Origin of the sequence: Pseudoalteromonas sp. T1lg75 (assembly GCF_002964705.1) — a bacterium.
Taxonomy (GTDB): domain Bacteria; phylum Pseudomonadota; class Gammaproteobacteria; order Enterobacterales; family Alteromonadaceae; genus Pseudoalteromonas.
On sequence record NZ_PQCD01000003.1, the window covers coordinates 107246 to 119533 of the forward strand.

General features: G+C 49.7%; 8 protein-coding genes and 1 pseudogene. 6 read left to right on the top strand and 3 right to left on the bottom strand.

Annotated elements, in window-relative coordinates; all coding sequences use genetic code 11:
* Positions 1–276: 276 nt before the first annotated feature.
* A complete protein-coding gene (gene polA, locus C2M36_RS00500; RefSeq protein WP_105253257.1) occupies positions 277–3009 on the bottom strand; it encodes a DNA polymerase I in 2733 nt (910 codons plus the stop codon).
* Positions 3010–3586: 577 nt separating this feature from the next.
* Here polA and elbB point away from each other — a divergent pair.
* The 3 genes from elbB to C2M36_RS00515 all read left to right on the top strand — a co-directional run bounded on the left by elbB (position 3587) and on the right by C2M36_RS00515 (position 7500).
* Complete coding sequence (gene elbB, locus C2M36_RS00505; RefSeq protein WP_105253258.1) at positions 3587–4237, top strand: isoprenoid biosynthesis glyoxalase ElbB; 651 nt, start codon at positions 3587–3589, stop codon at positions 4235–4237.
* 177 nt (positions 4238–4414) lie between these two features.
* Complete coding sequence (locus C2M36_RS00510; RefSeq protein WP_105253259.1) at positions 4415–4807, top strand: c-type cytochrome; 393 nt, start codon at positions 4415–4417, stop codon at positions 4805–4807.
* 122 nt (positions 4808–4929) lie between these two features.
* The gene (locus tag C2M36_RS00515; protein ID WP_234399049.1) at positions 4930–7500 is read left to right on the top strand and encodes a bifunctional diguanylate cyclase/phosphodiesterase; all 2571 of its coding nucleotides are present in this window, start codon (positions 4930–4932) and stop codon (positions 7498–7500) included.
* On the opposite strand, the pseudogene rep reads toward C2M36_RS00515, so the two are convergent.
* A pseudogene (gene rep / locus C2M36_RS00520) lies at positions 7472–9485 on the bottom strand (DNA helicase Rep). The gene C2M36_RS00515 and the pseudogene rep overlap by 29 nt on opposite strands.
* 123 nt (positions 9486–9608) lie before the next feature.
* Here rep and ubiK point away from each other — a divergent pair.
* The 3 genes from ubiK (at position 9609) to C2M36_RS00535 (ending at position 11571) form a co-directional block, all read left to right on the top strand.
* Positions 9609–9881, top strand: a complete 273-nt coding sequence (ubiK, locus tag C2M36_RS00525) for a ubiquinone biosynthesis accessory factor UbiK (RefSeq protein ID WP_105253261.1) — start codon at positions 9609–9611, stop codon at positions 9879–9881.
* A gap of 424 nt (positions 9882–10305) precedes the next feature.
* Positions 10306–10515 (top strand): hypothetical protein, encoded by a 210-nt coding sequence (locus C2M36_RS00530; RefSeq protein WP_105253262.1) that lies wholly within the window; start codon positions 10306–10308, stop codon positions 10513–10515.
* Between the two features lie 393 nt (positions 10516–10908).
* Positions 10909–11571 carry a Bax inhibitor-1 family protein gene (locus C2M36_RS00535; protein WP_105253263.1) on the top strand — a complete coding sequence of 221 codons (663 nt, stop codon included), beginning with the start codon at positions 10909–10911 and terminating at the stop codon, positions 11569–11571.
* A gap of 45 nt (positions 11572–11616) precedes the next feature.
* Here the strand turns inward: C2M36_RS00535 and can are convergent, their stop codons facing one another.
* Positions 11617–12285, bottom strand: a complete 669-nt coding sequence (gene can / locus C2M36_RS00540; protein ID WP_105253264.1) for a carbonate dehydratase — start codon at positions 12283–12285, stop codon at positions 11617–11619.
* Positions 12286–12288: the final 3 nt, after the last annotated feature.

A 12288-nucleotide genomic window follows, 5' to 3' on the forward strand; every position in this document is an offset into this window, starting at 1 on the left:
GAGTGGCACATCATCAACAGGATGTCCTACAGGATGAGGACGGGCGGACTTTACCAAATCACCCCCCATAAATAAACGCCCTCGCCGCCTTTATGCGCATATTTAATTCCTTATAAACCAAAAAATACCAAATATTATACAATTTAACAAAAGCTTAACTATTGAACAGTTTTTGCAAAAATTTTTCGCAGGCACCCAGCCTGAATTGGCAAAGTGAGGTTAAAAGGGCAAAAAAGAAAGAATAAGGGGAGCCGACGCTCCCCCCTTTATTTTGACTTAATGTGCTTGTTGCCAGTTGTCGCCACTGTCGGCTTCGGCGATCAAGGGCACATCCAGCTCGGCGGCTGCGGCCATCAGCGCACAAATTTGCTCTGTGTAGGCTGCAACATTCTGCTCCTCGATTTCAAACACCAATTCATCGTGCACCTGCATCAGGATCTTCACGCTGTCCTTGGGCTGTTCTTTTACCCACTGATGTACAGCGATCATGGCTTTTTTGATGATATCTGCGGCCGTACCCTGCATCGGCGCGTTGATCGCTGCACGCTCGGCGGCCTTACGGCGAGCACCGTTGCGGGCGTTGATCTCGGGCAAATGCAAACGACGACCAAAGAGGGTTTCCACATAGCCCTTATCGGCGGCACTTTCACGAGTACGCTCCATATACTCTAAAACACCTGGGAAGCGCTCAAAGTACTTATCCATATAGTGCTGGGCTTCGTGGCGCGGAATATCTAACTGACGAGCCAAACCAAATGCCGACATGCCATAAATCAAACCGAAGTTAACGGCCTTGGCCTTACGACGCATATCGCTGGTTACCTCATCGAGTGGCACCGAGAAAACTTCACTGGCGGTGGCGCTGTGCACATCCAGTCCCTCAGCAAAGGCATTAAGCAAACCCTTATCCTGAGATAGGTGCGCCATAATACGTAACTCGATTTGCGAGTAGTCGGCGGCGACGATTTTATAGCCGGGACTGGCGACAAAGGCTTCGCGAATACGACGGCCCTCTTCCGAACGAATCGGAATATTCTGTAAGTTCGGATCCGTCGAGCTTAAACGCCCGGTGGCCGTTACCGCCTGATGATAGGAGGTATGCACCCGCTTGGTTTTCTCATTGACCATCAACGGCAGCTTATCCGTGTAGGTGGACTTAAGCTTAGATAAACCGCGGTGCTCGATGATCAATTTAGGCAATGGATAATCGTGGGCCAGCTCCTGCAATACCTCTTCGGCCGTAGAAGGTGCCCCCTTCGGGGTTTTCTTAATCACCGGCAGTTCAAGCTTCTCAAATAAGATGGCTTGCAATTGTTTCGGGGAGCCGAGGTTAAACTCCTCACCGGCCATCTCATAGGCTTCTTTTTCCAGCTCCTGTAGACGCTCACCCAGACGTTGCGAGTGCTGCGCCAGCATCTGCGAGTCAATCACCACACCGGTACGCTCGATATCGGAAAGCACCTCGACCAAGGGTAATTCAATATCGCAAAACACCGACTTCAGCTTGTCATCGGCTGCGACCTTAGGCCATAAATGCTGATGCAAACGCAGGGTAATATCGGCGTCTTCGGCGGCGTAAGGAGCGGCTTTTTCTAGCTCGATTTGGTTAAAGGTCAGCTGCTTTTTACCCTTGCCAGCAATGTCCTCAAAACTGATATTTTTGTGGCCCAGGTATTTTAACGCCAGCGAGTCCATATCATGGCGGGTGCCGACGCTGTTAAATACGTAGGACTCCAGCATGGTGTCGAAGGCAATGCCGTTAAATTCGATGCCAGCATTGGCGAGAATACTCTTATCGTATTTAAGGTTTTGTCCGACCTTGGCTTTATTTTTATCGCTTAAGATAGGCCCTAGCTTGGCCAGAATCAACTCCAACGGCAGCTGCTCGGGAGCCCCTGGATAGTCATGGGTAATGGGTAAATAAGCGGCTTCGCCTACTTCCACGGCAAAGCTCATGCCCACAAGCTGCGCCTGCATATAGTCCACACTGGTGGTTTCGGTATCAAAGGCAATCAGCTCGGCATCCTGTAACTTCTTAACCCAGGTATCTAGCTGCTCTTCGGTTAAGATGGTTTCATAATGGGCGTCCGCTTTCGGTACTTCCTGTGCATCAGTAGGCGTGTCTAAATGGGTGTCGGTATCCGTGCCCTTATCCAGCAGCTCGGCGAGCCAGCGGCGGAATTCACATTCACCGTATAGTTTAATTAATGCATCGGTATCCGGCTCAAGTAATTTCAGCGTCTCAAGATCGGATTCAAGCTCGACATCAAGCTTAATGGTTGCCAGCTCATAGCTCAGTGGCAATTGACCAACCGCATTACGCAGCTTTTCACCAATTTTGCCTTTGATCTCATCGGCATGATCAATAACCCCTTGTAAGGAATCATATTTGTCCAGCCACTTCACCGCGGTTTTCGGGCCACAACCCTCAACACCTGGGATATTATCAACCTTATCACCCATGAGAGCGAGGTAATCGATAATACGCTCCGGGCCCACACCAAACTTTTCTTTTACCGAGTCGGGATCGGAAATACTGTTGGTCATGGTGTTGATCAGGGTGACATGCTCGTTCACCAGCTGCGCCATGTCTTTATCGCCGGTCGAGATCAACACGTGGCGTTTTTGCTCGCTGGCGATACGGGCATAGGTGCCAATCACATCATCCGCTTCCACACCTTCAATGCTGATCAGCGGAAAACCCATGGCCCGAATGATCTCGTGCAAGGGGGCAATCTGGCTGCGCAGGTCATCCGGCATAGGCGGGCGATGCGCCTTATATTCGCTGTACATATCGTTGCGGAAGGTTTTGCCCTTGGCATCAAAGACCACCACCATATGGGTTGGGTCATATTGCTTTACCAGGCTTTTAAGCATATTCACCACACCATAGATGGCGCCGGTGGCCTCCCCTTTGGAGTTAGTCAAATGCGGTGGCGCATGATAGGCGCGAAACAAATAGGAGGAGCCGTCGACTAAGATAAGCGGATTTTCAGGGATTTGCGCCATTTTTCAGCACTCTAATAGGGTTATTGCTAATGGCTAAAGGATGCCATAAGGCGACTAAGAAAACGAGCAACAAAATGGTGCAAACCGTCTTTACGCTGAGTTCTTAGGCTCGATTTGTCATTGTTGACTATAAGATGCCTACCGTCGCAGAAAATGATCGGGGAAAAACAGTGTCACCCTGTCTGTGCGTTGCACTGATCCGGCGCATTTGCACCATTATAAGCTGTGGATAACTTTGTAGATAAAAAGCACGAGAAAACCTCCGAAGTCATAAAACTGACATCAGATTAAATTTAACTCTTTGTTTTTAAGCGAAAAAAAGAAGAGACTCCGTATCTTATTTTCTTATTATTTTTTTAATCCTTTGTGGAAAGTGGTTATTGGTAAGGAGCGTTTAGAGTAACCCTTCTAAATAACCAGCTAAGCATTCTAGCATAATGGATCAAAGATCCCAGCGATCCTTTATAACTTTTTTCTCTTAAGCTATGGTTCATAAAGCATAAATGAGCATTGACGGGAGCTGGCTTAGCTGGCTACCTTACTGTTTTAGTTAATTTTCAGTTAGGAATTCAAAGTTATGACCAAGGTAGCGATCATCCTTAGCGGCTGTGGCGTGTTTGATGGGGCCGAAATTCACGAATCGGTATTAACCCTGCTTTATCTCGATCTGGCTGGCGCCCAATACCAGTGTTTTGCCCCCAATATCAATCAACACCATGTACTCAACCACCTGACCGGTGAAGAACAGCCGCAAACACGCAATGTTCTTGAAGAAGCAGCGCGCATTGCCCGCGGTGAGATCCTTGATCTAAAAGAGTTGAACGTTGACGACTACGATGCCCTGGTAGTGCCTGGCGGCTTTGGCGCCGCAAAAAACCTTTGCGACTTTGCCCTAAAAGGCCCTAATAGCAGCCTTAACGCCGACGTTGAGCGCGCATGTAAGGCCTTCGCCGAGCAGCATAAACCCGCCGCCTACCTGTGTATTGCCCCGGCGATTATCGCCCATATCTATCCGCAAGGTACCAAGGCGACCATAGGCAATGATGCCGACACCGCCGCCGCGCTGACCGCGTTAGGCGCCGAACATGTAGAGTGCAGCGTTGATAACATAGTGGTTGATGAGCAGGCCAAGGTGGTTTCTACTCCGGCTTATATGCTGGCAGGCTCGATTAAGGAAGCGGCCAGCGGCATTGAAAAGGCAATTAATAAGTTGCTGAGCTTGGTTTGATGGGTGAACAAAAAACAACCAAATACAAGTAAAAATTTGCGCTAAAGCATAAAATGCCTACTTTTTAACACATTAATAAAGGCTAGGCATTTTATAAATTGTTTGGCGAGGTTATAATTTGCCGATATTTCGTCACCCGGTCGCTTTGACCGCTAGCATCCGAATGAGCAAAGAAACATGAAGAAACTATCTGCCGCATTGTTATTGTTATCCACCGCTGTATACGCACAGCCTCAAGACAACGCTATGACCGAAGAAGCGATCAAGAAACGTCTTCAGCCTATTGGCGCAGTTTATCTAGCTGGTCAAACGGCTGCCGCTGATGCCGCCCCTGCTGGCCCGCGTAGTGGTGAACAAGTGTATCAGGCTTCGTGTTTCGCCTGTCACGGCTCTGGCGCACTAGGTGCACCTAAAACAGAAGCCGACTGGGCACCACGTCTAGCCAAGGGTGAAGACACCCTGCTTGACCACGCAATTAACGGCTTTAACGCCATGCCTCCTCGCGGTACCTGCATGGACTGTTCTGATGATGAGATCAAAGCCGCTATCGCATTTATGACTAAGCAGTAAGCGCCTTAGCACCTAACATCTTGTTTAAAGGGAGGCTTTGCCTCCCTTTTTGTTATCTGAATACCTTGACCTGGGTTACAAAAGATGGAATATTCGACGGTTAAGATTTAGCCAAAAACCTAGTGGCACGTTCAGTGGATGAGTGTTCGGTAAATAAGTTGCGTAAGCAAAACAAGCGGTTAAAGGAACTGCTGCAAAAATATAAGCATCAGCATCATCTGCAGTATGCGCTGATCGGCCTTTCAGAGCAGGCCAGTACACACCCGGATCTCAATTCCTTTTATCCCGCAATTCGACAACTCCTCGCCGACTATGTGCCCAGTAAAAACTTCTATGTGGTGTTACAAAACCCCAGCTCAGGGTTACTTGAACTCTCCTATTTCGTCGATCAAAAAGACACTCAGTCGCACCCTGAGCTAACCGAGCAACATTTTGAGCAAAGCCTCACCGGCTATGTGTTTCGCTCCCAGGCCACGGCGTATTTTAATCGCGCCACCATGGCGGCGGCAGTGGCAGAGGGTAAATTCAATTTACATGGCACCCGCTCAGAGCATTGGTTAGGGGTCCCCATTTATCAAGACACCCAGGTTATCGGCGTCATGGTGTCGCAAAGTTATGAGCAAGAGCTTGGCTACAGCCAGGAGCAAATAGAGCTGTTCGAGGTGATCGCCCTGTACTTGGCCACCGCCATAGAAAGGGTGAAAAAACGCGAGCTCTTAGAGCGACAGGTGGAACAGCGCACCCTGGCACTCACACAAAGTAATCACGCCCTCAATGAGGAAATTGCCCAGCGCAAAAAGGCACTGAAGCGCCAGCAAACCCTGTTTCAAATTGCCGAACTCGCCACCCAGGCGATCCAGATAGACGATGTGTATTACCATGTTCATCAGATCATGAAATCCATCACTTATGCACAAAACCTCTATATTGCCCTGTATGATCGCGATAATAATTGGCTGACCTTTCCATATGCCGTTGATGAAAGCGACCCGGACTTTAGCCCCCGCCCTTTTGCCAAAGGCTACAGTGAGTTAGTGCTTACCAGCAAAAAATGCCAATTGATCAGCCGAGAGCGCGGTGAACAACTGTGCCAACAGGGCCTGGTCGAGCGCACCCGGGCGCTTACCCAAACCGGACGCTGCACCAGTTGGCTCGGCGCGCCGCTGAAAACCGCTCAGGGAGTTATTGGCTTGATCGCCTGTCAAGCCTACAACAATAAATATGAGTTTGTGCAAGAAGACGTCGAGCTGATCGCCTACGTTTCCAATCAAATTGCCAATGTCTTACAAAACCAGCTCTCACAGCAGGCACTCAGGCAAAGTCATCAGCAGTTGGAATTGCGTGTGGCCGAGAAAACCAAGGAGCTGCGCCAGGCCAATGTCCATCTGCAACTGCAAATAGACGAGCGGCGTAAAATAGAGCAGCAGTTGTACCATGACGCCCATCACGATGCCCTTACCGGGCTGCCCAATCGCAATCTTTTTATCGCCCAGCTCGAGCGCACCATGGCACATTATCAGAACCTGCCCGAACAAAATTTTGCCGTGCTCTTTATCGACCTCGATAAGTTTAAAGACATCAATGATCAGCTCGGACACCAGTTCGGCGATCAATTCCTGATTGCCGTGGCCACCAAGTTAAAACAATGCGTGCGCGAACACGATTTGATCGCCCGTTTGGGCGGCGATGAATTTGTCGTCTTGCTTTCACGCCTGCAAGAAAAGCAGCAGGCCGAGGATGTGGCCAAACGCATTATTGCGGTGATGCAACAGCCCTTCTGTCATCAGGGTAACTGCATTCAAGGCGGCGCCAGCATAGGCATTACCTTTAGCCATGAGCACTATGGTGACATTGATGAGGTGATCCGCGATGCCGATGCGGCCATGTATTACGCCAAGCAAAGCGGTAAAGGGCGCTTTGAGTTTTATCATCCCTTACTGAGTTATACCGATGAGCAAGCGCACCGGCCAAGCGAGCACCATTTAATGGACTTACACACCCATTTTCAAAGCAGTCAGGTGTTCGGTGCCGACCAGCAACCAATTTGCCAATTGCTCAGCGCCTATGGCGAGCATCCGGTGCTCGGCAGCACCAGTTTCGAGCAACTTAAACGCTTTGGCAGCGATCGCTATGAACTGGCCCAGGTGGAGCTAAAATTATTGCAATCCGGCTTTGCCCAGCATCAAAATCAAGGCTTAACCCTGCTCAATTGCTCGGCGCAGCTACTAGAAGATGAGTATTTCCCCTCTCTGTACACGTGGGTGAGCCAGATAGATGCCATCGAGCATTTATGCTTGCTGTTGGAGGAGCCGGAGTTGAGTTGTGCCAGTGCCAAGCAGCTGCACAATCTGGAGACCCTGAGCCAAAGTGGTGTGTACATCGGTCTGAATAACTTCGCCAAGGAGCGCTGTGAGCTTGGGCTGTTGGCACAATTCCCCTTCTACTGCGTGCTGTTAAGTAACACCTTTAGTCGTCGCCTGCTGCAAGAGCCTGCCTATGCACGTATGCTGCCCGGCATAGTGGCGCTGACCCAAGAGGCCAACTGTAAACTGATGACCAAATGCCCACAGGCTTCGGCCGAGCGTGATAAGCTTGAGCGCCTAGGCATAGAATACTTTGTCGGCCAGCGCTCGCCGCTGGCACAACAAAAACAACTAGATACGCTTACTTCTTTAGCATCGCCCGCAAATTAGCGACCCGTGCCTGCCCCTGTTGCATGCGCTGCTCTTGGTTTTGCGGCGGCTTTCTCGCCTCAAAGGCAAGATCCTGCTGCGGCAGCTCCTCAACAAAGCGACTGATCTCCGGCGTGATCACCTCACCGAATTGACGGCGGGTTTTGGGCATAGGTCATTACCAGTTCCTGCTGGGCCCGGGTAATACCCACATAGGCTAAACGGCGCTCTTCTTCGACATTGTCCTCATCGATGCTGCTTTGATGCGGCAGCAGGCCTTCTTCCATGCCAACCATAAACACATAGGGATATTCCAGGCCCTTGGAAGCATGCAGGGTAAGCAATTGCACCGCATCGCTGTCGTCCTCTTCCTCATTACGCTCCATCATATCGCGCAGCGCCAGCTTGGTGACCACCTCAGGCAAGGTCAAAGGTTCATTATCGGCATCACCGGTGAGCATATCGGTGATCCAGCGGTACAGCTCGGAAACGTTCTTCATACGCATCTCGGCGGCCTTGGCGCTGGTCGAGGTTTCGTACAAATAGGCTTCGTAGTTGATCTGGCGCACCAGATCCTTGACCGCCTCCAGGGTGTCGCTGCGCTGGGCATTATCGGCCAGCTCCACCACCCAGCGAGCAAAGCCCATCAAGGCATTAAAGCCACGCCCTTGCAGGCGCCCGGCTAGCTCGGGCTCAAAACAGGCGGCAAACAAGCTGATGTGTTTTTCATTGGCCAGACTACCGAGTTTTTCCAAGGTCACCGGGCCGATTTCCCGCTTCGGGGTGTTGACGATGCGCAAAAACGCATTGTCGTCATCCTGGTTCACCAAGAGGCGTAAATAAGCCATCATGTCCTTGATTTCTGCTCGGCCAAAAAACGACATGCCGCCGCTGATCTTGTAGGGAATGCGGTTGCTCATCAGCGCCTTTTCAAATAACCGGGCCTGATGGTTACCGCGGTAAAGAATGGCGTAATCCTTGTAATTGGTGCGTTTGGTAAACTTATGGGAGATGATCTCCGCCACCACCCGCTCCGCCTCATGCTCCTCATCCCGGGTGGCGATCACCTTGATCTCCTCGCCATAATTGAGCTCACTAAAGAGCTTTTTATCGAACACATGGGGGTTATTGGCGATCAGTATATTGGCCGCCTTTAGGATGCGTCCGGCGCTGCGGTAGTTTTGTTCCAGCTTGATCAGACGCAAACCGGGAAAGTCTTTACTGAGCAGCACCAGGTTTTGTGGCTTGGCACCACGCCAGGAATAAATGGATTGGTCGTCGTCGCCTACCACGGTAAAGCGGGCGCGCTGCCCCACCAAGAGTTTCACCAACTGATATTGACTGGTGTTGGTGTCCTGGTATTCGTCAACCAGCAGATAACGAAAACGGTTTTGCCAGCGCTCGCGCACCTCGGCATTGGAGCCCAGCAAGAGGGTTGGGATCATAATGAGATCGTCAAAGTCCATGGCGTTATAGGCGCGCAACTGGGTTTGATAGCGGGCATAAAGCTGAGCAAACAGCGCCTTTTGCGGCTCCCTAGCCATGGCAATGGCTTGCGGCGGCAGGATCAGCTCGTTTTTCCAATCGCCAATTTGCATTTTCAGCAGATTGAGTAAATCTTTATCCCCTTGCAATTCATCGGCGGTCAGCTCATTAAGCAGCTGATTGGTATCCTGATCATCAAACAGGGAAAAGCCCGCCTTAAAGCCTAAGGTCTTCAGCTCTTTTTTAATGATCTCCAAACCCAAGGTGTGAAAGGTCGATACCCACAAGCCCTTGGCCTCTTGCTTGCCCAAGGTTTGCGCCACCCGCTCACGCATTTCCCGCGCCGCCTTGTTAGTAAAGGTCACCGCAGCAATATTTCGCGCCTGATACTGGCAGTTTTGCACCAGGTGGGCGATTTTATTGGTAATAACCCGGGTTTTGCCCGAGCCGGCACCGGCCAACACCAGGCAGGGTCCGCTAATGTACTTTACCGCTTCATTTTGCTGGGGATTGAGCTTCATAAACACTAATCTAAATCACATGGGACCGGCTATTTTAGCCTATCTGTGAGCGCGATACAGCCATGATAGGCAGGGCTTGGGAAATTAGTTACACTTAGGGCAGATAAAGATAGGAGCCAGAACATGATTAACCCGAGCAAAATTGAAGAAATCGCCCGCCAAATCGGCAGCAACATGCCAAAAGGCATGCGCGATATCGCCGAGAATTTTGAGACCAAAACCAAACAGGTATTGCAAAACAAACTGGCTGAAATGGATTTTGTCAGCCGTGAAGAGTTCGATATTCAAAGCCAGGTGCTGGTGCGCACGCGCGAAAAACTAACGGCACTGGAAGAGAAGGTCGCTGCGCTTGAAGCCATGCTGGCGGCACAAGCGAAGGACGCTGACGCAGAGTAAGCTTTCTCTAGCTTTAGTGGTATACGAACCACTGATGTCCTCCTTGGTATCTTGTCGCGTTGGGCGACGAGCGACCGAAGCACAGCTTCGCAGCGCGAGAAGGTGGAGGCATGGATGCCGTAACTTCGTCACGAACAGGAACCAAGCTTCTCGCCCCCCTTTTCGGATGCAATATAAGGGGATTAAGCTGATACATCTGAGTTTCAATTTAGCTTAAGGCAATTTGTAAGTTTGATTAGAGAAGAGCGGTCGTTCATCGATTGTTCCCTTCAACCTAGTTTCTTTCACTTTCCATCTGATTTAACATGAGTTTTTGCTTTCACTAATGAAACCTCATTCGTTTAATGCGCCGACCTTACAAGGTAGGCAAGCTTGCAAGGTCTCATTAATACCCTGTTATACATCTTAATAGATGAGAAATTAGATGAAAAAATATAGCCTTAAAACATTATCCATTTTTATCACGCTAGGATTGCTCGCATCTTGCTCAAGTGTAAAAGAAGCGGGAAGAGATTTTGGCGGTGCTGTCAAAGAAGTGACTACAGAAATTGGTCATGCTTCAAGGGATGCAGCAAAAGCTATTAAGAAAGAGACGAAAAAAGTAGTCTCAGATATTAATAATAATGAAGAATGATTGGCATAATGTATAACAAGCGCGCAGTAAATTGCGCTGGACTGTCACCGCTTCGCAGCGCCAGCTGAACACGCTGGCTGTTACAGGGTCCGCTGCTGGGACTTAATATCTTATCAGAACGCTCCGGAACTAACAGGCATCGATCTTCCCGTTTAGATTCGCGGAGTTTCCAAGGGACGGTTGGCGCAAACCGCCCTTTGGTTGCCGTCGCCAACGCGGCAAATTCTTTCGGATCAAAACCCCACTTACAGATATCACCAATAATCTTACATATTGATTTATTGACGTTTTTAATAGATTTCCCCTCCATCTATTTATAGACTGCCCGCTCTCCATAGGGTGACACAACCAATAAAGCCACTCGCTTCTCAAATGAAAAAGGAAATCACATCCATGCTCGAGTCTGATGTTTTTAATCGACGAGCCACCAGCAGCAAAGAAATCAGCCCAGGTCTTTACAATCTGACCATAGGGCTGTGTTTACTCTGGGGTTTTTCTGTAAACTGGTTTTTGGTCGTTAATATCGACCCGCAAACCCTATGGGCCATCAACCCCTGGGTCTTCTTTATCGGCTATTTTGCCTCCTGCTTTGTCGGGGTCTGGCTCTTTAACGAGTCGAAGAAACCAGTTGTCAGCTTTCTCGGTTACAACCTGGTGGTGGTGCCCTTTGGCTTAATCGTTAATATGGTGGTGGCGCAATACAATGAGGCTCTGGTGATTGAGGCGATTCGACTTACCGCCGGCGTCACACTAATCATGATGCTGTTGGGCTCCATGTTCCCTCGCTTCTTCCAACGTATTCTCGGAGTATTAAGCATCGCCTTGCTGGCGGTCTTAGTGGTCGAACTATTTCAAATATTTGTCTTAGGGATACATCATGAGTGGATCGATTGGGCCGTCGCGGTGATCTTTTGTGGTTACATTGGCTACGACTGGGGCCGAGCAAACCAAATACCGAAAACCCTGGATAATGCCGTAGACAGTGCCGCAGCTCTGTATATGGATATAATTAACCTGTTCTTACGCATCCTTCGCATACTAGGGCGAAAGCAGTAACAAAAAAGGGAAGCTCATGGCTTCCCTTTTTTCATCTTACCGAGGTTAGTCAGTCAGCTCGCCGCGAACACGCTTAGCCACGTCTTCAAGGGCTTCTTTATAGCTGTCGCCCAGCTCCTGCTGACAACGTGCCACTGAATTCATGTCATGCAAACGGCCGTTTTCCAAGCTGTACACCCAACCATGTACCGTTAGTTCCTGGCCTCGAGCCCAGGCGTCTTGCACTATGTTGGTACGACATACGTTACGCACCTGCTCAATCACGTTGAGCTCGATAAGGCGGGCAAGGCGCTCCTTCTCAGGGGCTTGCTCAAGCAGCTCAAGGTGGCGCTCTTTGATATCGCCCACGTGACGCAACCAGTTATCGATCAAGCCAAATTTGGCTTCGTCCAGAACCGCTTTAATACCGCCACAACCATAGTGACCCACCACCATAATGTGCTTAACTTTAAGGACCTCAACGGCATACTGCATGACCGACAAACAGTTGTGGTCGGTGTGCACTACCACGTTGGCAACATTACGGTGTACGAATAGCTCGCCCGGCATCAAATCAACGATCTGGTTGGCTGGTACGCGTGAGTCCGAGCAGCCAATCCACAGATACTCAGGATTTTGTTGCTCTGAAAGTTTCTTAAAGAATTCTGGATCTTGTTCGGTAGTACGCTTAGCCCATTGCTTATTATTTTCAAAAAGATGACTTAAGTTTTTCACAAC